The organism is Mesorhizobium sp. M0830 (genome assembly GCF_040319965.1).
Lineage (GTDB): Bacteria > Pseudomonadota > Alphaproteobacteria > Rhizobiales > Rhizobiaceae > Mesorhizobium.
In genome coordinates, this window is sequence record NZ_JAMYOR010000070.1 from 1 (window position 1) to 24,437 (window position 24,437).

A 24,437-nucleotide genomic window follows, 5' to 3' on the forward strand; every position below is an offset into this window, starting at 1 on the left:
AGAGGGCTCCGCAAATCACGAAGCCTCCCATGAATCATATTCGCACCCCAAACGCACCACACGTTAACCCGAAGCGATTGCCCTGTACCCCCATGCGGTCCCACTTGCCTCCCACAAGCTGCTCCTATATGAGATCAGCCATGAACACGCGCGCCATCAACGCTTCCCGTCCGACCGGTTTTTCCGGCGAGGCCGTGCGCGCGCTGGCTTCGACCCTGCTTCTTCTTGGCCTTATCGGCGATCGCCGGGTTCGCTGAAGGAGCGCCCGGCGGTCGAACCGCCGCGCAAGCGCATGCTCCTTGGCAATCACATCAAGCGAACGAAATTCTGGTAAAGGCGCCGCTCGCCATCAATCCACCTGAGGGTGGATCCATGAGCCGCCGGGAGAAATGACGATGAACGCACGAGAAGAGGTCCGCTCCGACGCAGCGGCAGCTGGCAAGGTTGTGGAAAGCAGCATCCAGAACAGGGGCATGCCTGACGCGGCCAGCAAATACCAGCCCTATCCGACCGTCGGCCTCACCGACCGCACCTGGCCCTCGAAGGTCATCGACAAGGCGCCGATCTGGTGTTCGGTCGACCTGCGCGACGGCAACCAGGCGCTGATCGATCCAATGGGCCACGAGCGCAAGGCGCGCATGTTCGGCCTGCTGCTCGACATGGGCTTCAAGGAGATCGAGATCGGCTTCCCGTCGGCCTCGCAGACCGATTTCGACTTCGCCCGCTGGTGCATCGAGCAAGGCAACGTACCCGCCGACGTCTCGCTGCAGGTGCTGGTGCAGTGCCGGCCCGAACTAATCACCCGCACCTTCGAGGCGCTCAAGGGTGCCACCAACCCGATCGTCCATTTCTACAATTCGACCAGCGAATTGCAGCGCCGCGTCGTCTTCGAAAAGGACGTTGGCGGCATCAAGCGCATCGCCACCGATGCGGCCAAGATGATCACCGATATGGCGGCCAAGGCCGGCGGCGGCTTTCGCTTCGAATATTCGCCGGAGAGTTTTACCGGCACCGAACTCGAAGTGGCGCTGGAGATCTGTAACGCCGTTACCGAGATCGTCAGGCCGACGCCGGACAACAAGCTGATCGTCAACCTGCCGTCGACGGTCGAGATGTCGACACCCAACATCTATGCCGACCGCATCGAATGGATGTGCCGCAACCTCGACAACCGGGAGAACCTGCTGGTCTCGCTGCATCCGCACAATGACCGCGGCACCGGCATCGCCACCACCGAACTCGGCCTGATGGCCGGCGCCGACCGCGTCGAGGGCACGCTGTTCGGCAATGGCGAGCGCACCGGCAATGTCGACATCGTCACGCTGGCGCTCAACATGTACACGCAAGGCGTCGATCCCGGGATCGACTGTTCCGACATCAACCGGATGAAGGATGTCTACGAATATTCGAACCAGTTGAAGATCCCCGAGCGCCATCCCTATGTCGGCGAACTCGTCTACACCGCCTTTTCCGGCTCGCACCAGGATGCCATCAACAAGGGCATGAAGGCGCTGAAGAAGGCCAACACGAGCCTGTGGGAAGTGCCCTATCTGCCGATCGATCCGGCTGATGTCGGACGCAGCTATGAAGCCATCATCCGCATCAACTCGCAGTCCGGCAAGGGCGGCATCGCCTATGTGCTGCAGGCCGATTACGGCCTCAACCTGCCGCGCAATCTGCAGATCGAATTCAGCCAGGAAATCCAGGCGATCACCGATGCCGAGGGCAAGGAAGTGCCGGTAAGGCGCATCTACGAGCGCTTTCTCGAGACCTATGTCGATCAACCCGGCGCGCGGTTGAAATTCCTCGATCACCACACCTATCCCAGCACCGAAATCAAGGGCCGGCGCGTTGTCGAGGCTGTCATCCTCGACAATGGCAAGGAAGTGACGATATCGGGCACCGGCACCGGTCCGATCGACGGCTTCGTCGATGCGCTGTCGCGCCATCTCGGCGTCGAGATGTCGGTGCTCGACTATTCCGAGCACTCGCTGCAGCGCGGTTCGAACGCGTCGGCCATTTCCTATGTCGAGATGGAATATCCTGACGGTAAGCTCTTCGGCGCTGGCATCAACACCAACATCGTCGCCGCCTCGCTGGAAGCGGTGATGTCCGCCGCCAACCGGATCATTGGCAAAAAAGCCGGCTGACGCACGACCAGAGCAGATCGGGACCGCCGCAAGCTGGTGATCGGTTCCGATCTTTCGGGACATTAACCACCGAACAATTATCCGGTGGGGTACGTGATCACATAATGGTTGTATACTTGTGTGGCGGTGCGGGACCTATATGATCGCGCCTCAACCTGTGCCGACTTCGAGAGGATCGACACTTGCAGCATGCCACGCCTGCCGCCCCCGCAGTGCGCGAGACACTTGAGCGACTGCTTGCCAGCCAAACGTTCGGACGATCCGAACGTGCGCGCAAGCTGCTTCGTTATCTTGTCGAACGTGAACAAGCCGGAGAAGCCGACAGGCTCAAAGGCTTCTCCATCGCCATGGATGTTTTCGGCAAGGATGGCGATTTCGATCCGTCCACCGATGCCGTCGTGCGGGTGCAGGCAGGCAGACTGCGCGAGCTTCTGCAGCACTATTTTGCCAATGAGGGCGTTGCCGAGCCTGTCCGCATCGCCATTCCGCGCGGCGGCTATGTTCCTGCCTATGAATTGAACGCCATAAGGCTGCCGGATCTGGAGCTGGACGGCGCTGCATCCGCCGATCGGCCCGAAGACGCCAGTGTGCCGGATGCGGCATTGCTGGCTTCCGAGACGCCATCACCCACGCCCTTGGTGGTACGCCATCTCCGCTTCTTCTGGATGGCGATCGTCCTGGTCATCGCCATGCTGGGCATACTGATCCTTCGTCAGGGCAGCAGTGCCTTGCTGGCAGGCGGCGACATGTCGGCAACGATCGAGACCGCCGGCACAACCGGAAGCATCGCGTCATCGGCAATGGCTGACGCCCTGCCGCAAGTCTATATCGGCCTCAAGGCTGAAGGCGCGTACGCCAACCGTGTCGCCGCATCGCTGCGTGCGGGCCTGAGCGGCTTCGATACGATCGACTTCATCGGACGCGATGCCATCGCCGATCAGGACGACGATGCCACAAGCTTCATATTCGATATCCTGCCCGGTGCTGGCACCGGCGACATCACAATCGAACTGCAAAGCGTGGCGTCCGGACGAGTGCTTCTTTCGCGCAATCTGACCCCTGCCGACAGCGCTCCTGCGGCGATCGAAGACCGTATCGCAGACATGCTCAGTTCAGCGCTTCCCGCCTCGGGCACGATCTACAACTATATCGAGCAGACCAGTACGCCAAATGGCCTGACGCAATGCCTGCTGCTCAACGCCAAATATTATCTTGACCAGAACGCCAGGACGCATGAGACGGCCTATCGCTGCCTCGAGAAGCTGGCCAATGGCGGCACGAAATCGTCGCTCGTCTATTCGGAACTGGCCTCCCTTCATCTCGAGGCGGTCTCCGATCACTATGCCTATCCGCCCAATGCGACGATCGAGAAGGCGGTCGAGTTTGCCCATCGCGGCGTGCAGATGGGACCGACCAGCCCCTATGCGCATCGCTCCTACGGCTATGTCAGTTCGCGCCTCGGCAATACGGACGAAGCGATCCGCTGGATGCGCAAGGCCTATGAACTCAATCCATATGATCTCGGCATGGCCGCCGCTTACGGCTATGGACTGATCTTCGCCGGCCGATACGCGGAAGGAACGCCGATCCTTGACCATGCGGCAGAGACTTTCAGCGGGCACTCGACATGGTGGGACTACGGGGTGTTCGTTGGTGAGTTCATGCTCGGCGACATGAACAAAGCCATCGCAGCCAGCATGGCATTGAGAACGACGGCAACGAAATCGCACTATCTGGCGGCGCGGCTGATCGGCGCCAAGGCCGCCGGACAGGACCATCTTGTGAGCACTCTGCTGAATCAACTGACCACCGAGTTCCCAAAATTTGCCGCCGATCCGCGCGCGACCTTCGTCGAGCGGAAATATCCGGCTGACCTGACCGACCGGCTGGTCCAGGCGCTGCGCGCTGCCGGGCTTGGCAACCCAAGCTGACACCAATCGACATCCGCAGGCCGGCCGCGCCACGTCCTAATAGTGGATTTCCTGTTCTCCAATCGCCGCTGCGGTTGGTCGCCGAAGTCTGTCCGCGACCGTACAAATCGCGAAAATTTTACTGGCTTCGTGTTGACTAGGAGCAATCCAGTCACAATTGGTGTTCCGCATCCTGATAACAGCAAAAAAATCAGCATTCATGACCGCATCGCTTTTTGTCGCCGAACAGGGTGCTGGCTCGAAGGCCATTGTCCTGCTGCATGGTTTCGGCGGTTGCCACGATGTCTGGCGCGAGGTGATTTCCTCCCTGATGCCTGCCACCCGCACGCTGGCCTATGATCTGCCGGGGCATGGGCTGTCGCTTGATTTTCCGTCGGCTGGTCCGGCCAAGGTGGCGGCAAGGGCTGTGCTCGCTGATCTCTCGCAGCGTCGGCTGAAGCGCTTTCATCTCGTGGGCCACTCGATGGGCGGTGCGGTGGCAGCGCTGATGGCGCAGGCCGAGCCCGAAAAAGTCGCCTCGCTGACGCTTCTGGCGCCGGGCGGCATTGGCCCGGAGATCAACGGACCACTGTTGCGTCGCTATGCCGGTGCAGCGGATCGGTCCGAGATCCGGTCCTGCCTCGTCGCCATGTCGGGACCATCAGCCCGGCCGCTCGATCACATCGTCGACACTCTCTGGGAAATGCGTAGGCGAGCCGGCCAGGTGGAAAAACTCATCGAGATCGCAGCCGCCATGACCAAGGACGATCGCCAAGGCGTTATCCCGCATGATCGCCTCGGCGGGTTGAAGATGCCGGTGATGGTAGCTTGGGGAACGGACGACGCGGTGCTGCCCTTTGCCCAGGCGGATGATCTGCCGGCGCATTTTCATGTGCACCATGTGCTGGAGGCCGGCCATATGCTTGCCGAGGAAGCCCCCGACCTCGTCACCGAGATTATTCGCCGCAACACCAACCGCCGCGCCGCGCCGCGTCGTCAGAAATTCGCCGCTGCGGCCAGCTGATCCTTTTCGCGCACGATAGGCTTCGTCCGCGCCTCTATCCCCGTCCATCTCGCAGTGCATTTTGCCGGCGGCTGTGTTAACCCCGTGTTAACCAAACCCGCGAGGCAAACGCCGATGAAGGAAGCAGGCGAGAAGACCATCGATCAGTCGAATAAACTATCCGATGCCATCCGCGATGTGAAAAATGCCTTCGCCGACCGCGATGACGTCGTCGTCGATATGCGCGAGGCGCATCGCATGCGCCTTGATCTGCTTGCCGCCGAGCTGGCGCCGGTTTTTGCCGATGTCCCGGCCGACATGGACAGTTTCGACTTTGTCGTGTCGTCCGGCCTGCAGCCGCGCCTGTGGATCGACGCCGTCAGCCATGTTGCCATGGGACGCGACCGCCGCACCTATCGCTTCCTCAAGGACACCCGCATCGGCCGGATGGTGCTTGCCGAATCGACCGAGATGAAAGCGGTTGCCGATTCCGTGACGCGCTATGTCGCCGAGCGCATCGTCGAGCGTCAGAGGATGATGGAAGGCGGGGTCGAGCCGGCTGTCGCCGGCATGAAACGGGCCGATGTAGCGGAAGCCGAACCGCCGCTGCGCGCAGCGACGAGCGGCAACGGCTGGTCGACCTTTCTGTCCGGGCTTGGCCTGATCGCCGCCGGTGCCCTGGTCGGCCTGGTGGTGTCGGTCGTCTTGTTGTGGGACCGTCTCGTCAGCATGATTGTCAGCTTGCGGCCATAACGGCTCCGGGCTCCGCCCCAAGCTCAAGCGTCTGCAGATCGGATGGCGGTATGGACGGCCCGGTCAGGCCGCGCCGCGTCAACCGGATCCGCCAATTGCCCTTTTCGCCGTCGATGTCGAACAGATTGTACTGCGCCGCCGGGGGCTTGCCGCCCGGTGCCTGGCCTGCGGCAGCAACGCCGACCGCCGGGATCCTGACGCCTCGACCGCCGATGAAGAACAGCGACGGCAGATGCGAATGGCCGTGCAGGACAAGTTCGGCGCCATGGCGCCGAATGATCTTGTGAAAGCGGGCGATGCCGAACAGCCGCTTGTGCTGCGGGACCGCGCCACGCACCGGCGGATGGTGGATCATGATGGCGCGAAACAGCCCCTGTCGGCCCGTGGCATCAAGCAGCTTACGGAGCCGCTCCGCCTGGCCTTCCATGAAGAAGCCGTTGGCCATGAAGGGTGCCGTGGCGCGCGCCGTCGAGACGCCGATCAGCGCGACGTCGCCGCGCACCCGCAGATAGGGAAACGCGTTGCGGTCGACGGGCGTGTTGATGCCGTCGCCACTCATCCACGCCGCCCAGGATCGGCAGACCTTGTCGAAGGCGCCCGGTACATAGGCGTCGTGGTTACCCGGAACGACCGAAACGTCATGCGGCGGCCCCAGCGTCTCCAGCCAATGCCTGGCCATCTCGATTTCGCCGTCGAGCGCCAGATTGACCAGGTCGCCAGTGACGGCGAGGTGGTCGGGCGTGTTCGCCTTGATGTCGGCGACGATCGTGTCGATGACGGCATCATGCATGTGGCGGCGGCGGTTGCGCTGCCAGTTGACATAGCCAAGCACGCGCTTGGACGCGAGATCGCGATAGGATACATCGGGGAGCGGCCCCAGATGGACATCGGAAATATGCGCGAGCCTGAACATTTCTCCTTCATATGCGAGGCGCGCCTCGCTTTCCACCTGCGGTTTGGCTGGTGATGAGGCGTGATCCCGAGAAGGCCTTTCGCCAGACTGGCTGGGCGGGTCTGAGGGCCAAGCTGTTCCATCTCTATTTCGTGCTGCGGCGCCCGATGACGCTTGGGGTGCGCGGCCTGATCCACGACACCGCGTCCAACTCCGTCTTCCTCATTCGCCACACCTATGTTCCAGGCTGGCAGCTTCCCGGCGGTGGTGTCGAAGTAGGCGAGACGCTTGCCGAGGCGCTTGCACGTGAACTGGCCGAGGAGGGCAACATAGCGTTGACCGCCCCGCCGGTGTTCAAATCCATGCATTTCAACCGCCACGCCAGCCGGCGCGACCATGTCGGCTTCTACGTCATCGAACGCTTCAGCCAGACGGCACCCAAACTTCCGGACCATGAGATCGCCGAAGCCGGCTTCTTCCCGCTCGATCGCCTGCCGCAAGGAACGACACCTGCAACGCTGCGCCGGATCGCCGAGGTTTTTGGCGGCGAGCAGCCCTCGCCCCACTGGTAGATCAGGCCGCCGCCTTGCTGAACCGCGCCCGGTCATGCCGTGCGCCATAATCCAGTTTCGGCCCGACAGGCACGATCCGCGTCGGATTGATCGTTTCGTGGCTGCCGTAATAGTGCGCCTTGATGTGGTGCAGGTTCACGGTCTCGGCGACGCCAGGGACCTGGTAAAGATCGCGCAGATAGTTCGACAGGTTTGGGTAGTCGGCCATGCGACGCAGATTGCATTTGAAATGGCCGACATAGACCGGGTCGAAGCGCACCAGCGTGGTGAATAGCCGCCAATCAGCTTCCGTGAGACGATCGCCGACGAGATAGCGTTGCTTCGACAGCCGGCCTTCCAGCGCATCGAGCGCAGAGAACAGCTCTCCGAATGCTTCCTCATAAGCGGCCTGCGTGGTGGCGAAGCCGGCGCGATAGACACCGTTGTTGACCGCGGGATAGACCAGTTCATTGACCCTGTCGATTTCGCCGCGCAGCGCGTGCGGATAGAAATCGAGGCCGGCATCACCCCATTCGTCGAAGGCTGAATTCAGAAGATTCGTTGGAGACGATGGTCTGCTCCGTCTTGTCCCACAACACCGGCACCGTCACCCGGCCTGAATAGGTGGGATCTGCCTTGGTATAGATCTGGTGCAGGAAGTCGAGGCCGTAAAGCGTGTCGCCAGTGGCGCCGTCCTGTGCCAGGAACGTCCATCCATTGGCGCCCATGAAATGATGCACCACCGACACCGATATTACGTCTTGCAGCTTCTTCAATGCGCGAAAAATCAACGTCCGGTGCGCCCACGGACAGGCAAGCGAGACATAGAGATGATAGCGGCCGGGCTCGGCCTTGAAGCCGCGCGTTCGGCCTGCGGCCGGCGCCCCGTCAACAGTGATCCAGTCGCGCCATTGCGATTGCGTCCGCACGAACCTGCCGCCGTTGTCCGTCGTATACCGACGATCCTGCCACTTGCCTTCGACCAGCAATCCCATGCAAATCTCCTTGTCTCTCGCCATTGCATGTAGGCACAGGGTTGCCCCGTCTAAGATGTCAGGTGCTGAACAGACCGTCACTTGGCCGAAACTGCGGACAGAAACGGCCGATTGCAGCGGCGGGAAATTGGTGCTAGCGGACAATCCGCATGTTCGACTTTGCTTTAATCCGGTTTGACCGACGACGAAAGGGCGCCCGCGCTTGATGAAGCGCTGACTGGCGCATGCTGCCGTTTGCAGCAAACCTTTCCTCATTCTACCGGATCGCAAAGACCATGAGCCTTGCCGACGTGAAATACCTGCCGGAAACCCCGGCGCACAACCCCCAGATCGAAGCCATCAACGACGAAGCCTTCGGGCCCGGCCGCTTTGTGCTAGCCGCCTACAAGATCCGCGAAGCCGGAGGGCACGAACGCTCGTTGTCCTTTGTCGCCGTCGACGGCGACATTGTCGTCGCCTCGGTGCGCATGACCCGCATCGCCGCCGGCGCCGGTCGCGCGCTGATGCTCGGGCCGCTTGCTGTGCGGCCGGCCTTCAAGAATCTCGGCATCGGCCGCCGGCTGGTGGCGATCGCGCTGGAGGCCGCCGCGAAGACCGGTGCGCCCGCGGTCATGCTGGTAGGGGACGAGCCCTACTATGGGCCGCTCGGCTTCAAACGGATCCCGCGAGGCCAGATTTCGATGCCGCGCCCTGTCGATCTTGACCGGTTACTGTCGCACGAGATCGTGCCGGGCGCGGTCGCCAGGCTCTCGGGCGAGGTCTGCCACGCCGATCAGGCCAGGATTGCCGCGCTCGCGGCGATGGCTTGACCTTCCCCATCGATCTGGCGCCTGATCCGTCCCACTGTTCCTGAGATCAAAGGATGACGTCATGAACCCGAACGACCAGATCGCGATCGTTACCGGTGGCGGCTCCGGCCTTGGCGAGGCAACGGCGCGCGCGCTGGCTGCCAAGGGCGCCCGCGTCGCCATCTTCGACGTCAGTATCGATCGCGCCACCAAGGTCGCGGCCGAGATCGGCGGCATTGCCATCCAGTGCGATGTCAGCAGCGCCGACAGTGGGACCGCGGCATTCATCGACGTCGCCGATCGACTTGGCGAGCCGCGGATCCTGGTCAATTGCGCCGGCATCGCCATCGGCGTGAAGACGATCGGCAAGGATGGTCCCCATCCCCTCGATCAGTACCGCAAGGTGATCGAGGTCAATCTGATCGGCACGTTCAACATGATCCGCCTCGTCGCCGAGCGCGCGTCAAAGCTCGAGTCGCTGCAAGGCGGCGAGCGCGGCGTCATCGTCAACACTGCCTCTGTCGCTGCCTATGATGGCCAGATCGGCCAAGCGGCCTATGCGGCCTCCAAGGGCGGCGTCGTCGGCATGACGCTGCCGGTGGCGCGCGATCTTGCCCGTTCCGGCATCCGCGTCTGCACCATCGCGCCCGGCATCTTCAAGACGCCGATGATGGCCGGCATGCCGCAAGAGGTGCAGGATTCGCTGGGCGCCGCCGTGCCCTTTCCGTCGCGCCTGGGCGAACCATCCGAATATGCCGCTCTCGCCCTGCACATCATCGAAAACCAGATGCTGAACGGCGAGACCATCCGTCTCGACGGCGCCATCCGCATGGCGCCGAAATAGACGGACATGAGCACCGGCCCGTCCGCTGCCGGCAAGACCGGCCCGCTTGTCGGGCTGAAGGTGATCGAGATGGCTGGGCTGGGGCCCGTGCCGCTGGCCGGCCTGATGCTGTCGGAGATGGGCGCCGAAGTGCTGCGCATCGAACGGGAGGGGACCAGCCGACCGCTCCTGTCACTCCCGGATGAGTACAATATCGATCGCCATGGCCGCACCATACTGCGTCTCGACCTGAAGCGCCGGGATGGCGCCGATCTGATGCTGCGTCTGGCCGAAAAGGCGGACGTGGTGCTCGAAGGATTTCGCCCCGGTGTCATGGAACGGCTTGGCCTCGGCCCGGAAGCGATGCTGGCGCGCAACCCGGGGCTGATTTACGGCCGCACGACCGGCTTCGGCCAGGACGGCCCGCTCGCCGGCCGCGCCGGCCACGACATCACCTATCTCGCCTATTGCGGCGTGCTGCACGCGATCGGCCACGCCGACAGCCGCCCCGTCCCGCCGCTCAACCTGGTCGCCGACTATGGCGGTGGTGCCATGATGCTGGTTTCCGGTTTGCTGGCTTCCCTGTTCCAACGCTCGCGCACGGGCAGGGGCGAGGTCGTCGACGCCGCGATGGTCGAAGGCGCCTCGATGCTGGCGGCGCCCTTGCACGCTTTCACCGCGGCCGGGTTGTGGAGCGAAAATCGCGGCGCGAACCTGCTCGATTCCGGCGCACCCTTCTACGACACCTATGAGACATCAGACGGACGCCATATCGCTGTCGGTTGCCTCGAGCCGCAATTCTTCGCCGAATTCGCCAGACTGCTGCCTCTCGACGACCACTTTGTGTCCGGTCAGTACGACAAGACACTGTGGCCGCCGATGCGCGCGGCCATCGCCGATCGGGTATGACAGAAATCGCGCGACGACTGGGACCTGCTGTTTGCCCAAACCGACGCCTGCGTTGCCCCTGTCCTGTCGCTGCATGAGGCGAAGCGGCACCCACACAATCGGGCGCGCAACGCCTTCGTGACCGCGGGTGCATTTGAGCGCCCTGCCCCGGCGCCACGTTTTTCCGGCTCACAGCCAACACCGGCGAGCAAGCCTGCCGACCGCGATCTCGCCCCGTCGACGGTGCTGGCACGTTTCGGGTTTTCGAAAAACGAGATCGACGACCTTGTCAAATCCGGTTTGTTCGACAGATAATTGGAGAAAGAGAATCCACTTATTGCGGTGATGCCATGGACGAGCCGAAGAAGGACGTGATCCGCGAGACGGACGCCGAGGCGATCCGGTTGGCGAAGACGCTTCTGCGCAACGCCCGCTTTGGCGCGCTGGCGGTGATCGAACCGCAAACCGGCTCGCCGCTGGCCAGTCGGGTCGGTGTGGCCACCGACATCGATGGCGCGCCGCTGATCCTGGTGTCGATGCTCTCGGCGCACACCGGCGCCCTGCTTGCCGATCCGCGCTGCTCCCTGTTGCTTGGCGAACCCGGCAAAGGCGATCCGCTGGCACACCCGCGCCTGACACTGGTCTGCCGGGCGGCACGGCTCGAGCGCGGATCAAGCCAATACGCCCGCACCGAGCGCCGTTATCTCAACCGCAACCCGAAGGCGAAACTTTATGCCGGTCTTGGCGACTTTTCGATCTTTCGCCTCGAGCCGCAACGCGCCAGCCTCAACGGAGGCTTCGGCAAGGCCTATCATCTCGATCAGTCGGATCTGCTCACCAGCGGGCCGATCGTCGAGGAACTGGCGGCGAGCGAGCAATCCGCCATCGATCACATGAACGCCGACAATCTTGACGCGATCGCCGTGTATGCCCGGCATTTCGCGACAGCATCCGGCAACGACTGGACCATCACCGGTTTCGATGCCGATGGTATGGATCTGATGTCGGGCGATCATGTTTGCCGGGTCTTCTTCCCACAACCATTGGCCGCAGCGCGCGAACTACGACACGTTATGGTCGAAATGGCCAAGGTTGGCCGGGCCTCGGCCGATACCGGGACTGGCCTTAATTTTGCTTGATTAAAAGCAACACTTGAGATTTAACTGAAATGCTCTACCTTTTGTTGGCGGCGCTGAATCGCCAGCGCCGGTTCACAAGTGAGTTTATGGAATCAGACGCCATTGCCCCCATGGCGTCGGGATGAACAAGAAGCATGGGGCACCAATGGTCTCGACAAAGCTAATCGTCAACGCGGAATCCGCGGCCGAATTTCTCATGCTGATGGGCAATGAGAAGCGGCTGTTGATCATGAGCTATCTTGCCGACGGTGAAATGTCGGTCGGCGCCATCGCCGAGAAGGTGATGCTCAGTCAATCGGCACTATCCCAGCATCTGGCCAAGTTGCGCGCGCTCGACCTCGTCGACACCCGCCGTGACCGCCAGATGATTTATTATTCCTGCAAATCCGACGCCGTGCGCGAACTGCTTGTCATGCTGGACGGCATTTTCGGCAGCGGCAAGGATGACTTGTCCCAGATGGCGCACCGTTTGCGCCGTGCGGGAACCTGACCGTGCTGTAGCCGCTGACCTCGTCGGCGATTTCAGAGCAACCTGCGCCCATCCGGGCGCATGGAGCTGGCTGACCGTCTCGAATTGTCGCATCGTGCTTTCCAAACCAAAGGCTAGCGCAGGGAACTCGGTCCGGATTTCCGGCCGATGGCTGCGAGGAACGCATGGATCCCATCCGCATCGACGACCCGCAAGATCCGCGCGTCGCTGCCTATCTCGACATCCGTGAGCGCGATCTCGCCGGCCGGCAGGGACGCTTCGTCGCCGAAGGCAAGGTGGTGCTGGATCTGCTGCTCTCGGCCGGACGTTTTGGCGCCGAATCGGTTCTGGTTCTGGAGAACCGGCTGGCCGGCCTCGGCGACATCCTGCGCAAGGCGCCGGCCGACCTTCCGGTCTATGTCGCCACCGGCACGGTGATGGATGCAATCGCCGGATTTCACATGCATCGGGGCATCCTGGCCATAGGCCGCAAGGGCACGCCCCAGTCTGCCGAGGCCCTGATGGATGCCCTGCCGACCGAGGCGCTTGTCGTCGTGCTCGTCGGCATCGCCAATCATGACAATATGGGTTCGATCTTCCGCAACGCCGCCGCCTTTGGTGCCGACGCCATACTGCTGGATGAGACATGCTGCGATCCGCTCTACCGCAAGGCGATCCGCGTTTCGGTCGGCGCCGCGCTCAAGATCCCTTTCGCGTCGTTCACCGATGCCGCCGGCTTCACGGCAATGCTCGCCCGGCGAAACTTCGAACAATTCGCACTGACGCCGCGCGGACAGACCGACATCCGCGATGCGCAACGGAGCGAACGCCTGGCGCTCTATCTTGGCACTGAGGGCGAAGGCTTGCCGGAAAGCCTGCTCGCGCGCTTGCACACCGTGCGGATCACCATGTCGGAAGGTTTCGACAGCCTGAATGTCGCAGCCGCATCAGCCATCGCTCTGCATCATTTTTCGGCAAAAGAGACCTGATTTCAACTTGTCGCGTCAGCCTTCTGCAGCGCCCGCACGCGGTCGGCAAGACTGCGGTTGCCGGAGCGTACATCCGAAGGGGCCGCCAAGGCCTTGGCGATCGGCGAACCAGGCCCCTCGAGCTTGGCCGTCAGGTAGACGACCTCCGCCGCGAGTTCGTTCATCTGCTCGCGCAGGGCGGAGCTGCCGTCCGCGGGATTGGACGCGGACAGCGCCGTGAGATCCGCCTTCAGACGCTTGTTCTCGAGCGCCAGCGCCGTCAACCTCGCCTCTAGGCGCTCCCGGTCGCTGTCAAGCTTGGCGATTGCTTTGTCGAGGTCGTCGCTCTTGGCGGTTTCGCCGGCCTTGCCGACCAGCCGCAAGCCCGGTTCGCTGTCTTCGGCTTTCGATTTTTCGCGCATGCGCGCCAGTTCCTTTTCGCGGCGGTCAAGCTTGTCCTCACGGTCGGCAAGTGTCGCCAGCAGCCGTTCGACCTTTTTGTCGAGCTCAGCGGTCCTTTTCTTCTCGGCTTTCAGCGCTTCGCGTGCTGCCTTGCTTTCGGCCGCGATCTCCTGGCCGCGCCTGTCCGCCTCCTTGCGCTGACCGCGCAGCAGCGCAATGTCGCTGGCGAGTTTCTGCATTTCGGATTCGCGCGCGACGAGCTCGATCTGCCGGCTGCTGGAGGAAAAACTGGCGTCGTCATACATCTGCTCCAGTTTTTCCAGCTCGAGCGCGCGTTTTTCCAGCTTGCGTTCGGTTTCCTTGAGTCGCTCCGAAAGCTGCTGCAACTCGCTCTCGCGCTGATGCAACGCCTCGTTCTTGGCGCCGAGCTCGGTCAGCGCCTGGTTCTTGTCCATGCGCTCGACCGCCAGCCCCTTCAGGGCCTCGCGACCGCGATTGATCTCCACGAGTTGTTCAGCTGCCTTCTCGCGCAACGTCTTGGCGATGATTTCGAGGCGGCGTGTCGACATGGCGTACTCGGCGCGGATGCGATCCTTGTCCGCCTGGATTTCGGTTTGCGTCAGAGGGATCGAGGCTTCGATACGTTTTCGCGTCAGGGTGACGGCGCGACGCCATATGGCCGGAGCCACCATAAGCGCCAGAAAGCCGGCGCAGAGAAAGCCGAGGACGAAGAACAGGACCGACTGGACCAAGTGACTACCCGTTGTGGACGGCAACCATCAAACCAATGCATGTCGCCCAAACGTGGGAACCGGTTTTGGGAACCGACATGCAACAAGATAAAGCAAAAGCGCATCGAGCGCTTTTGACTGTGCCACGTTGACATGGCGGAAATCCAGCGTTGCGGCAAGGGTTTGCCGCAACGTTGCCAGTTTTACGCATGTCGCCGAAAGCGGCCCCGGTTTTGGGAGAACGACATCCATAAGCCAAAGAATAGGCTCAGAAGGGATTCCAGGTAGCGCGCTCGGTAAGCTTCAGATAGCCGAGATTGATGCCGAGCCGGGCACCGACGCCAGTACGGATCGGCACCAGGAGCACATTGTTGTTCTTCAGCACGTTGAAGCCGACGCCCGCCACCACATAGGCCGAACCGGCGACACCGCCATAGCGGTTGTAGAGACTGCCCACATCGTCGAGATTGTAGACCAACATCATCACCCGCGACCCTTCACCGCCAAAATCCCAGCCTAGCGACGGGCCTTGCCAGAATACTTTGTGATCGCCGGCATTCTTGGTGTAGAGCGTGCCTTCGCCGTAGGTCAGGCCGCCGATCAGCGCGCCCGAGCCCTCTTCGCCCAGCAGATAACCATTGGGCAGGCCGTAGGAAGCAAAGATCTTCTCGATGACCGTGGCGAGCCCGCCCGATGTCGCGCCGAAAAACTTGTGACCGGAATCGACAATCTCCTGAGCGGTATATTCCTGGGCCCGCAGGGCCGAAGTCGAGAAAACGAGAACGCCCATGAGCGCAATCGCCATTGAGATGACACGGACAAGAGTCCGGTCGCGGACGCGGAAAAAATTGCGGCCATAGAATCGGGAAAACATGCTTCCAATCTCCGTCAGGGAGCACCTTCGCCGACGCCTCGCACCCCGTACGGCTCTTTTAGCCGGCCGTTAGGGGTAACTGTTACGGGCAAACTATGCCGTAATCCTTTTTCAACCATTAAGCTCCCACATGAACATGGCGGTTCAAAGGCTGTTTGGGGTCGCTCAAGTGGGGTCGGCAGCCTGTGTGAACGCCATTTGCCATAGCCACAATTTGGATTTGTTGCTGCACGCACGGGCGCTGTGTATTCAGAAAGTCCGAGGAGAGAGCGTGATTCGTGCGGGCAGGCGACGATCGATCGCTCGGCCGTGAGTTATAAAATTTTGCAGGGATTTTCGCCGATGTCCGATCTGTTCACCCTTTCCGCACCCGACCTGGCAGCGCTTTTGTGCAGCCGGGTCTGCCACGACATCATTTCGCCGGTCGGCGCAATCAACAACGGGCTCGAACTGCTCGACGAAGGCGGTGCCGACGAAGACGCCATGAAGTTGATCCGTCAGAGTGCCCGCAACGCTTCGGCCCGCCTGCAGTTCGCCCGCATCGCCTTCGGTGCCGCCGGCTCGGCCGGCATGCTGATCGATACCGGCGATGCCGAAGCGGTCGCCATCGCCTTCCTCAAGAACGAGAAACCGGAACTGACCTGGAACGGAACCCGCGCGCTGCTGCCCAAGAACAAGGTCAAGCTGCTGCTCAACCTGATCCTCGTCGCCAACGCCGCCATTCCGCGCGGCGGCAAGCTCTCCGTGACGCTGGAGAATCTCGAGACCGAGCCGCGCTTCGCGCTTGCGTCGAGCGGCCCGATGTTGCGCGTGCCGCCGAAATTCCTCGAGCTGCATTCCGGTCATAAACCGGAGGAACCGATCGACGCCCATTCCGTGCAGCCCTACTACACGCTGCTTCTGGCGCGTGAAGCTGGCATGACGATATCGATCCATGCGACACCGGAAGAGATCGTGCTTTCGGCGGCCTGATAGCGTCGTCGAGAAACCGAAGTATTTTGCCAGAGAAATCTGTAGTTTCGGGCTCGACGACATGAAATGCTTTTGGTTGCCAGGGCGGCAGTGAAGCATTAGCGAATAAAAGCCAACAGCCGCCATCTTTGCAAAAACTTTACCTAACGCCTTTTCGGCTTCTTTACCAGATTGGCCCATGCTGCGTCTGGATGCCCCGGATGCTACCGGACGGCCAGACGGCAGAGAGGACCCGGATATGAAACGCTGCATGTTCGTCGACGATTCAAGCGTCATCAGGAAGGTTGCAAAGCGCATCCTGGGCGGCTCCGAAATGGTTATTATCGAGGCCGCCAGCGGACTTGACGCGCTGGAGATGTGCGCCGCCGACATGCCCGATATCATCGTAGTCGACGGCGCCTTGCCTGACATAGCGGCGGTCGATCTCATCCGTCGCGTGCGTGCCATGGAGAGCCCGATAAAGCCGCAGATCCTGGTTTCACTGGTCGAGCTCGATATCGCTTCGATCATGCGGGCCAAGCGCGCTGGAGCTCAGGGCTATCTTTTGAAGCCGTTCAACCGGTCGCAATTGCTCGAGCGTTTTCGCGCCCTGAGGATCGCGCCTGATTCGGTCGCAGTGAGCGTTTCCAGGAAAAGTGCGTGACGGTTTTCAGCTTGTAATTGCGTAAATCAGACGCTTGTCAGCCAATCACGCAAAAACCCGGCAAAGCCGGGTTTTTTATTGAATAAGTTCGAAAGTATTCTTCGCTCAGGCGCTGACGCGGATGTCCTCGGGTTCGCGCAGCACATAGCCGCGACCCCAGACCGTCTCGATGTAATTCTGGCCGCCGGATGCCGCATCGAGCTTTTTGCGCAGCTTGCAGATGAAGACGTCGATGATTTTCAGCTCAGGCTCGTCCATACCGCCATAAAGGTGGTTGAGGAACATTTCCTTGGTTAGCGTCGTACCCTTGCGCAGCGAGAGCAGCTCCAGCATCTGGTATTCCTTGCCGGTCAGGTGCACGCGCTGGCCGCCGACTTCGACGGTCTTGGCGTCGAGATTGACCACCAGGTCGCCTGTGGTGATGACCGACTGGGCGTGCCCCTTGGAGCGCCGCACGATAGCATGAATGCGGGCGACCAGTTCATCCTTATGGAACGGCTTGGTCATGTAGTCGTCGGCGCCGAAGCCGAGGCCGCGTACCTTGTCCTCGATACCGGCCATGCCCGAGAGGATGAGGATAGGCGTCTTTACCTTGGAAAGGCGAAGTGTTCTCAACACCTCGTAGCCCGACATGTCAGGCAGGTTGAGATCGAGAAGGATGATGTCGTAATCGTAGAGCTTGCCTAGATCGACGCCCTCTTCACCGAGATCGGTCGTGTAGACGTTGAAACTTTCCGATTTCAGCATCAGCTCGATGCTTTGTGCGGTTGCACTGTCATCTTCTATCAGCAGAACACGCATTTCATTCCCCTTTTCTGCTGCCGGACCATTTCACGACCCGTCCGGACCCGGAGCAGTGGTTGCCTTGTGCTGAGGCTGCCATTAAATGGTTAACAAAACCTAATTTCCCGTCCATGACGGTACCAGATTTTTTAACCTCTTTCTACACCCTCTTGAATCCAATAACGAATCTCAGAACCAAATTCCTAATGCAACACATCAACAATCTGGACTAAGTGACTCCAGGGACTCATCGACGTCGCTTCGCATCGGCGGCCGGAATTTTTACCCGGCCTTAAGTCCTGACCCGTATGATTAACAATGCCCGTAAACGAATGGTTACCGCCGGCAAAAAACTTTAGGGTTTTGTTTCCCATAGTTCGGGGAAAGGTGGTGGACACGGGTGCGGCCTGGGCCCTTCCAGGTGGTTTGGACGATAGATGCGGGTGTGCGTTTCCGGGAGTACCGAATCATGAAGTCACGTGAAAACCTCGTTCGGCTGAAACAGTTTCAGGTGAATGAGAAGCGGCGGCAGCTGCTGCAACTCGACATGATGATCGCAGAGTTCGAACGCATGGCCGTCGAGCTGGAGCTTCAGATCACCGCTGAAGAAAAGAAGGCCGGCATCACCGACATCAACCATTTCGCCTATCCGACCTTCGCCAAGGCGGCGCGTTTGCGCCGCGACAACCTCAGAAATTCGCAAAGTGACCTCGCTCAGCAGCGAAGCACTGCCGAATCATTACTCGGCGAAGCTGAAGCGGAGCTTTCCAAGGCGGAAATGCTCGAGTCACGCGACACCAAGGTCCGAGAAGCCGAGATCGGCGGCCGCAGTGCCATGATCGGCTGAAGCTGCCCTGCCGGCCTCTGCATTAGCGCTTGCCGCCTGGCGGGGCGCAGGATCTCGACTTCCAGGCCTTGGCGGGGAAACTTGCCAAGAGTACTGCAAGCCACCTAGGCGGCCCAGTCCCCTTCGCTTCCGGCAATTGCCTTTGCCCGCGCATCCTTGATGTCCGGTGCATGCTGCTCCGCCCATGACCGGATCTGGGTAAGCAGCCCCGCCAGGTTCTGGCCGAGATCCGTCAATTCATATTCGACGCGCGGCGGGATGACCGGGAATATCTCGCGCCGCACCAGTCCATCACGCTCGAGAACGCGCAGCGTCTGCGTCAGCATCTTCGGCGTGATGCCTTCGAGCTTGCGCGCAAGCTCGCCGTTGCGCAGCCGGCCTTTGCGCAGCGCGCAAACCACCAGATAGACCCATTTGCTGGCCAGCATTTCCAGCACTGTGTGCGATGGGCACGTTCGCCGGAACGCATCATAGCCGAAACTGCCGTCGTCATCACTATCCATGGGATGCGTATATATCATGAAGGTACATACTAGACAAGGAGCCATTACTATCCAAATGATAGTTACGCCAACCAAGCAGGAGATATCCCAATGCGCGCCGCTATCCAGAATTCCGTCGGCGGACCCGACGTTCTCTTCGTCACCGACCAGCCCAATCCGACGCCAAAGGCCGGCGAAGTGCTGGTCCGGGTCAAGGCGGCCGGCATCAATCCGGTCGATGGTGCCGTTCGAGCCGGCTACTTCCCATTGCTCGGCGAGCCGCCCTTTATCCTGGGGTGGGATATCTCGGGAACTGTTGAAGCACTGGGCGCCGGAGTTTGCGGCCTGCGGATCGGCGACGAGGTGTTCGGCATGCCGCGCTTTCCCAAACAGGCGGCGGCCTATGCCGAACTGGCCGCTGTGCCCGCCGATGAAATCGCGCTGAAGCCGAAGGGCGCCGACCATAACCAGGCAGGCGCCCTGCCGCTGGCGGGCCTCACCGCCTGGCAGGGCCTGGTCCGCCATGGCGGGCTGGAATCGGGCCAGCGCGTGCTGGTTCACGCCGCAGCCGGCGGCGTCGGTCACCTCGCGGTGCAGATCGCCAAGGCGCGCGGTGCTTACGTCATCGCCACCGCCAGCCCGCAAAAACTCGACTTCGTCCGCAAACTCGGCGCCGACGAGGTCATCGATTACACCAAGGGCGATTTCACCGACCATGTTCGCGACATCGATCTGGTGCTGGATCCAATGTGCGGCGACCACGCCGAACGCTCGCTCAAGGTGCTCAAGCGTGGCGGCGTGCTGGTGTCATTGCTCGATGTCAACGACGACACCAGAGCGCAGGCCAGTGTGCGCGACATCCGGGTCGAGCGTATGTCCGTCGTGCCCGACAGGGAGGGCCTGCTGGAATTGGCTCGCTTGATCGATGCGAACAAGCTCGCCGTCCATGTGGCGAAGAGCTTCCCGCTTGACCAGGCAGCAGCTGCCCACGCTCACCTTGCGACCAAGCCGATCGGCAAGGTTGTGCTGTCGATCTGAGTTCCACGGGCTCGCTTCGAAAAAACAAGGGGCGCGCGTCGGCGCGCCCCTTGTGGCGAAACACCCGCGGCGCGATCGTCTCGCTCGATCGTGACGCGAGATCGGCGATGTTGAAGAAGCGGATACGCGCTCGCCAAGTCATACAAGAATAACCAATTCGAGCAGTACCTCTTATCGGTCCTTAAGGTTTTTAATCCAAGCTAGCGAAGTGCTGATGAATACTTGGACTCCTGGATCTTGGGACAAAACCCGTGGAACATTCTGGCGGCGTCGAGGAAAAGCGCAGATGGGTTCGAAGGAACGTCAATTTCCTTGTTCGCCTCATCTTTCCGTCACATGGCTTGCGCGAGGTACAGAGCGCCAATTTCCGTATGCTGGACCTGTCCGAGGGTGGAGCGGCGCTGTATGTCGGCAGCTTTTCCGGCAGGCCGGATTACTTTTACCTGCAATTTGGCGATGATAAATCCGAACTCGTAAGCTGTTATCTGGTTCAAAGAACACAGCACGCGCTGAGTTGCCGATTCACCAGTCCCCTGCCAACCGCACAGATCGACGCTATCATCGCGCAGAAAGAGATGGACTTCACCATCGAAAGTCTTTTTTCGGAGACGAAAGAGGATTTGGTCGACAACTTTCTTGGCTCGTTTGTGACGTAGATTTCGCCATGCCCGATCGCCATGCGCGGCCTTCGTCTCGCACTTTTAAGAAGAATGGCGCGATAGGAAGAAGCGCGCGATCACGTCTCGCCCTCCGCAGGTCGGCGAGCACGTCCATGTAGCGAGAAATCGAGAACGGCGAAAAGAAGCGGTTGCGCCGCCCCTTAACTCACGATCGCCGTTCCTTAAGCGAATTGGCTAATGTCGGTATTGCTGGATGCGCGTCGTGCGCAGCCCGGCAAGGCCATATTCGTCGATCGACGCCTGCCAGGACAGGAATTCCTCGGTGGTGAGCTTGTAGCGTTGGCATGCCTCGTCCAGGCTCAAGAGCCCGCCGCGCACTGCCGCAACCACTTCCGCCTTACGCCGGATAACCCAGCGACGTGTATTCGTCGGCGGCAGATCGGCAATCGTAAGAGGGCTGCCATCAGGCCCAATAACATATTTGACTCTCGGTCTAACCAGATCGGTCATCGTACTCTCTACAAAAAACTCAAAGACCCAATCCCCGCCACGTTACCGCCACAGCTTTAAAAATTGCCTAAGCAGACCCTAATGACTAGGTAAGGATCATGAACGCCGCGTTAGTCTTTTCGCCGGCATTTGAACCATCTGCCGGCAAACCCTGGTTTGCCGGGGAAGAAATCATGGTTCGCCGGGGAAAAGCATCCCCTCACGCGGATCGATCGCAGCGGGTGAATCGCCCCGCACGCTGGCGCGCCGGCAAAGCTTGACCTATATTCTCGACATTGGCATTGAGACGCCGCGTAGAACGAAAGCATCATGAACAGTCTCGATCTTCCCGGACGTCCCGAAACCAACCGCATCGTCGTCGCCATGTCGGGCGGTGTCGATTCATCGGTCGTCGCAGGCCTGCTGAAGCGCGAAGGCTATGATGTCGTCGGCGTCACCTTGCAGCTTTACGACCATGGCGCGGCGACGCACCGGGCCGGCTCATGCTGCGCCGGGCAGGACATCGACGATGCCCGCCGCGTCTCCGAGACGCTCGGCATCCCTCATTATGTGCTCGATTACGAGGAGCGCTTCCGCAAGGCGGTCATCGATCCCTTCGCCGAAAGCTATGTCGCTGGCGAAACACCGATCCCGTGCGTTTCCTGCAACCAGACGGTGAAGTTCGCCGACCTGCTGGCCACCGCCAAGGAGCTTGGCGCCGACGCGCTGGCCACCGGCCACTATATCCGCTCCGGCGCCAACGGCGCCCACCGCGCGCTCTACCGGCCGGTCGACGCCGACCGTGACCAGAGCTATTTCCTGTTTGCCACCACGCAGGCGCAGATCGATTACCTGCGCTTTCCCCTCGGTGGCCTGTCGAAGCCGCAGGTTCGCGCCATTGCCGAGGAGATGGGGCTGACGGTTGCCGCCAAGCAGGACAGCCAGGACATCTGCTTCGTGCCGCAGGGCAAGTATTCCGACATCATCGCCAAGCTGAAGCCGACCGCCGCCAATCCGGGCGACATCGTCCATATCGACGGCCGCGTGCTCGGCCGCCATGAGGGCATCCTGCGCTACACGATCGGCCAGCGCCGCGGCATCGGCATTGCTTCCGGAGAGCCGCTTTACGTCGTCCATCTCGACGCCGACCGCGCACGCGTCGTCGTCGGCCCGCGCGAGGCGCTGGAGACGCACAAGATCTATCTGCGCAACATGAACTGGCTTGGCGACGGATCGCTCACAGAGGTCCCCGCCGCCGGCCTGGAGCTGTTTGCCAAGGTTCGCTCGACGCGACCGCCGCGCCCGGCCGTGCTGCATCATCATGCCGGCGCCACATGGGTGGAACTGGTCGACGGCGAGTCCGGCATCGCGCCGGGACAGGCCTGCGTGCTCTATTCCGACGACGGCAACGAGGCCCGCGTGTTCGGCGGCGGCTTCATCGAGCGTTCGGAGCGTGGCGCCGAGGCCGAGGCCATGCTGACCCGGCTTGCCGCCAGGCCGGCGCAGGTCCCCGCCGAATAGACCATGATCCCGAACCGAAGGTTCGCGTAGCGAAGAGTCGGAACCGATTTTCCGGATAAGACCATGGTAGGCTTCATCCCGATTCCATCGGGATGGACTTACGGATACTCAAGGGCGAAAATCATCAGGATACTCGCCGACCGATACTTTCACTTCGATGCCGTCTTCGGCTTCGCAGTCTAGATATTGATGGCAAGCACGCGCGCTTGTTGCTACCCCATCGACAAGTTGAGCGAAGGTCATCGCGTCAGATGGAGCGATCTCCCAGATGAGTCGACCGAGATCCAATCTCATGCCACGTGGCGCGTCGCTGACGATCAGGAACACGCGGCTCGGCGATTCGACGTCACCGAGCACTTGTTCTACTCGTGAAGTCACGCCTGCCCTCAGTACGTCGCCAAGCTTGCGTAAATCCTCTGACGTGCCCCAAACCAGCACCTGTTGATCGCCGACCGGCGCCAAATCAAACAGATGTGCACACCTAAGCATTGGAACGCTCCCTCGTTGGGGTCGTAACCCACTCAGAGACGGCACTCAATGACTGCTTCCACCCCATCTCGGCCATCAGCGGCAGCCAATCTGACTGAGTCTTCACCCTAGAGCAGCACTTTTTCTTAGGAACTGGACTTGGTGTGGGTGACGGTGCCCGCTGTCAGGATGCGCAGCACCCTGATCGCTTCCTCGCCGCTGGTGCGCGGCTCGGCACGGGTCTCGATGCACTGGATGAAATGCTCCAGTTCGCGCGTCAGCGGCATGCCCTGGCCAACCGCGACATAGGACGGCTCATTGGTGGTGAAGGCCCATTGGCCGCTGTCCTGCCACACCGCGTGGCGGTAGACGGCAAGCTTGCGTTCCCATGGCTCGACATCGTCGAACACCGCCATCGCCTTGGTGCCGACCACGGTCAGCCGCCGCTCGCGATAGGGATTGAGCCGCGAGGTGAAGAGATGGCTGCGCAGGCCGTTGGGAAAGCGCATGTGCAGATGCGCGAAGTCGCTGAGATTGTCGAGCAGTGCTGCCCCCTCGCCGCGCACCTCGATCGGCTCGGTGCCGGTGATCGCCAGGATCATCGACAAATCGTGGGGCGCCAGGTCCCACAGCGCGTCGTTCTCGGTGTGGAACTTGCCGAGGCCGAGCCGGTGCGAGTGGATGTAGCGGACTTCGCCGAGCTCGCCCTTGTCGATCAGCCCTTTCAGCGTTTCGAAGGCGGGATGGAACCGCAGGACATGGCCGACCATGAAGACGCGGCCATTGTCCTTGGCCGCCTGCACCGCACGTTCGGCATCCGGCACCGTCAGCGCGATCGGCTTTTCCACCAGCACGTCCTTGCCGCTCTCGACGGCGCGCACGGCAAGATCGGCATGGAATTGCGGCGGCAGTGCCATGACGATGGCGTCGATATCGTCACGGACGAGCAGCTGGTCCGGCTCGACCGCCAGGCAATCCTGCTCGCTGGCAAAACCTTCGGCACGGGCCCGGTTGGCGTCGGAGACCGCGTGCAACGCGCCGAGCGCCTTGAGGGTGCGGATGTGGTTGCTGCCCCAGTATCCGCAACCAAGGACTGCAATGCGCGGCTTCATCTGTTTCAAACTCTAAAAACTCGTGGCCGAGACATAGCGACGTGCCCCTGCGAACTCAACCCCGGCGGCGGCAACCAAATGTCTGCGCGGCAAAGCTTTTCGATAATGACGATAAGCCGGCAAGCC

Annotated in this window: 25 protein-coding genes and 1 pseudogene; 17 read left to right on the forward strand and 9 right to left on the reverse strand. The window is 61.3% G+C overall.

All coding sequences use genetic code 11. The features are described 5' to 3' along the window. Positions 1 to 395 precede the first annotated feature (395 nt). From leuA to NKI20_RS28775, 4 genes are all read left to right on the forward strand, one after another. A complete protein-coding gene (gene leuA / locus NKI20_RS28760; RefSeq protein WP_502898170.1) occupies positions 396 to 2,150 on the forward strand; it encodes a 2-isopropylmalate synthase in 1,755 nt (584 codons plus the stop codon). Between the two features lie 182 nt (positions 2,151 to 2,332). Beyond that, positions 2,333 to 4,081 (forward strand): tetratricopeptide repeat protein, encoded by a 1,749-nt coding sequence (locus NKI20_RS28765; RefSeq protein WP_352836833.1) that lies wholly within the window; start codon positions 2,333 to 2,335, stop codon positions 4,079 to 4,081. Between the two features lie 199 nt (positions 4,082 to 4,280). Further along, a complete protein-coding gene (locus NKI20_RS28770; RefSeq protein WP_352836835.1) occupies positions 4,281 to 5,084 on the forward strand; it encodes an alpha/beta fold hydrolase in 804 nt (267 codons plus the stop codon). Between the two features lie 114 nt (positions 5,085 to 5,198). After that, positions 5,199 to 5,816, forward strand: a complete 618-nt coding sequence (locus NKI20_RS28775; RefSeq protein ID WP_352603576.1) for a hypothetical protein — start codon at positions 5,199 to 5,201, stop codon at positions 5,814 to 5,816. Here NKI20_RS28775 and NKI20_RS28780 read toward each other — a convergent pair. Then, on the reverse strand, positions 5,800 to 6,729 hold the full coding sequence (locus tag NKI20_RS28780) for a metallophosphoesterase family protein (protein WP_023760646.1): 930 nt from the start codon (positions 6,727 to 6,729) through the stop codon (positions 5,800 to 5,802). The genes NKI20_RS28775 and NKI20_RS28780 overlap by 17 nt on opposite strands. Positions 6,730 to 6,782: 53 nt before the next feature. Here NKI20_RS28780 and NKI20_RS28785 point away from each other — a divergent pair, with 53 nt between their 5' ends. Further along, positions 6,783 to 7,280: an NUDIX domain-containing protein gene (locus tag NKI20_RS28785; RefSeq protein ID WP_352836840.1), complete on the forward strand. Its 498-nt coding sequence runs from the start codon at positions 6,783 to 6,785 to the stop codon at positions 7,278 to 7,280. Between the two features lies 1 nt (position 7,281). Here NKI20_RS28785 and NKI20_RS28790 read toward each other — a convergent pair. Continuing rightward, positions 7,282 to 8,254, reverse strand: a pseudogene (locus tag NKI20_RS28790) (glutathione S-transferase family protein). A 275-nt stretch (positions 8,255 to 8,529) separates the two neighbouring features. Between NKI20_RS28790 and NKI20_RS28795 the strand changes: the two are divergent. From NKI20_RS28795 to NKI20_RS28820, 6 genes are all read left to right on the forward strand, one after another. After that, complete coding sequence (locus tag NKI20_RS28795; protein WP_352603584.1) at positions 8,530 to 9,063, forward strand: GNAT family N-acetyltransferase; 534 nt, start codon at positions 8,530 to 8,532, stop codon at positions 9,061 to 9,063. A gap of 61 nt (positions 9,064 to 9,124) precedes the next feature. Further along, positions 9,125 to 9,886 (forward strand): 3-hydroxyacyl-CoA dehydrogenase, encoded by a 762-nt coding sequence (locus NKI20_RS28800; protein WP_352836843.1) that lies wholly within the window; start codon positions 9,125 to 9,127, stop codon positions 9,884 to 9,886. A 6-nt stretch (positions 9,887 to 9,892) separates the two neighbouring features. Then, positions 9,893 to 10,774: a CaiB/BaiF CoA transferase family protein gene (locus NKI20_RS28805; protein WP_352836846.1), complete on the forward strand. Its 882-nt coding sequence runs from the start codon at positions 9,893 to 9,895 to the stop codon at positions 10,772 to 10,774. Positions 10,775 to 11,103: 329 nt separating this feature from the next. Continuing rightward, positions 11,104 to 11,892: a HugZ family pyridoxamine 5'-phosphate oxidase gene (locus tag NKI20_RS28810; RefSeq protein ID WP_352836849.1), complete on the forward strand. Its 789-nt coding sequence runs from the start codon at positions 11,104 to 11,106 to the stop codon at positions 11,890 to 11,892. Positions 11,893 to 12,037: 145 nt separating this feature from the next. Further along, positions 12,038 to 12,382: an ArsR/SmtB family transcription factor gene (locus NKI20_RS28815; RefSeq protein WP_023760638.1), complete on the forward strand. Its 345-nt coding sequence runs from the start codon at positions 12,038 to 12,040 to the stop codon at positions 12,380 to 12,382. Positions 12,383 to 12,546: 164 nt separating this feature from the next. Then, the gene (locus NKI20_RS28820; RefSeq protein ID WP_352836852.1) at positions 12,547 to 13,350 is read left to right on the forward strand and encodes a TrmH family RNA methyltransferase; all 804 of its coding nucleotides are present in this window, start codon (positions 12,547 to 12,549) and stop codon (positions 13,348 to 13,350) included. Positions 13,351 to 13,352: 2 nt separating this feature from the next. Here NKI20_RS28820 and NKI20_RS28825 read toward each other — a convergent pair whose 3' ends face one another. Together NKI20_RS28825 and NKI20_RS28830 are read right to left on the reverse strand one after the other, a co-directional pair. Beyond that, complete coding sequence (locus NKI20_RS28825; protein ID WP_023760636.1) at positions 13,353 to 14,483, reverse strand: coiled-coil domain-containing protein; 1,131 nt, start codon at positions 14,481 to 14,483, stop codon at positions 13,353 to 13,355. Between the two features lie 247 nt (positions 14,484 to 14,730). Beyond that, positions 14,731 to 15,267, reverse strand: coding sequence for a DUF1134 domain-containing protein (locus tag NKI20_RS28830; RefSeq protein WP_352603636.1), 537 nt, complete (start codon positions 15,265 to 15,267; stop codon positions 14,731 to 14,733). Positions 15,268 to 15,678: 411 nt separating this feature from the next. Between NKI20_RS28830 and chpT the strand changes: the two genes are divergently transcribed. Both chpT and NKI20_RS28840 read left to right on the forward strand, forming a co-directional pair. Beyond that, positions 15,679 to 16,308: a histidine phosphotransferase ChpT gene (gene chpT / locus NKI20_RS28835; protein WP_023760634.1), complete on the forward strand. Its 630-nt coding sequence runs from the start codon at positions 15,679 to 15,681 to the stop codon at positions 16,306 to 16,308. 238 nt (positions 16,309 to 16,546) lie between these two features. Further along, positions 16,547 to 16,951, forward strand: coding sequence for a response regulator (locus NKI20_RS28840; protein ID WP_023760633.1), 405 nt, complete (start codon positions 16,547 to 16,549; stop codon positions 16,949 to 16,951). A gap of 105 nt (positions 16,952 to 17,056) precedes the next feature. Here NKI20_RS28840 and ctrA read toward each other — a convergent pair whose 3' ends face one another. After that, a complete protein-coding gene (gene ctrA / locus NKI20_RS28845) occupies positions 17,057 to 17,752 on the reverse strand; it encodes a response regulator transcription factor CtrA (protein ID WP_006203583.1) in 696 nt (231 codons plus the stop codon). 451 nt (positions 17,753 to 18,203) lie between these two features. On the opposite strand from ctrA, the gene NKI20_RS28850 reads away from it, so the two are divergent. After that, positions 18,204 to 18,581, forward strand: coding sequence for a flagellar export protein FliJ (locus tag NKI20_RS28850; protein ID WP_023760632.1), 378 nt, complete (start codon positions 18,204 to 18,206; stop codon positions 18,579 to 18,581). A gap of 104 nt (positions 18,582 to 18,685) precedes the next feature. Here NKI20_RS28850 and NKI20_RS28855 read toward each other — a convergent pair whose 3' ends face one another. Then, a complete protein-coding gene (locus tag NKI20_RS28855; protein ID WP_352836857.1) occupies positions 18,686 to 19,084 on the reverse strand; it encodes a winged helix-turn-helix transcriptional regulator in 399 nt (132 codons plus the stop codon). A gap of 90 nt (positions 19,085 to 19,174) precedes the next feature. On the opposite strand from NKI20_RS28855, the gene NKI20_RS28860 reads away from it, so the two are divergent. After that, complete coding sequence (locus NKI20_RS28860) at positions 19,175 to 20,101, forward strand: NADP-dependent oxidoreductase (RefSeq protein ID WP_352836860.1); 927 nt, start codon at positions 19,175 to 19,177, stop codon at positions 20,099 to 20,101. Positions 20,102 to 20,352: 251 nt separating this feature from the next. After that, complete coding sequence (locus tag NKI20_RS28865) at positions 20,353 to 20,757, forward strand: hypothetical protein (RefSeq protein ID WP_352836864.1); 405 nt, start codon at positions 20,353 to 20,355, stop codon at positions 20,755 to 20,757. A 198-nt stretch (positions 20,758 to 20,955) separates the two neighbouring features. Here NKI20_RS28865 and sciP read toward each other — a convergent pair whose 3' ends face one another. After that, positions 20,956 to 21,231: a CtrA inhibitor SciP gene (gene sciP / locus NKI20_RS28870; RefSeq protein WP_013529904.1), complete on the reverse strand. Its 276-nt coding sequence runs from the start codon at positions 21,229 to 21,231 to the stop codon at positions 20,956 to 20,958. Between the two features lie 309 nt (positions 21,232 to 21,540). On the opposite strand from sciP, the gene mnmA reads away from it, so the two are divergent. Continuing rightward, positions 21,541 to 22,731, forward strand: coding sequence for a tRNA 2-thiouridine(34) synthase MnmA (gene mnmA, locus NKI20_RS28875; protein WP_352836867.1), 1,191 nt, complete (start codon positions 21,541 to 21,543; stop codon positions 22,729 to 22,731). Positions 22,732 to 22,839: 108 nt separating this feature from the next. On the opposite strand, the gene NKI20_RS28880 is transcribed toward mnmA, so the two are convergent. Next, positions 22,840 to 23,220, reverse strand: a complete 381-nt coding sequence (locus NKI20_RS28880; protein ID WP_352836869.1) for a hypothetical protein — start codon at positions 23,218 to 23,220, stop codon at positions 22,840 to 22,842. A gap of 125 nt (positions 23,221 to 23,345) precedes the next feature. After that, entirely contained in the window at positions 23,346 to 24,311 is a 966-nt protein-coding gene (locus tag NKI20_RS28885; protein ID WP_352836872.1) for a Gfo/Idh/MocA family protein, read from the reverse strand. Positions 24,312 to 24,437 lie beyond the last annotated feature (126 nt).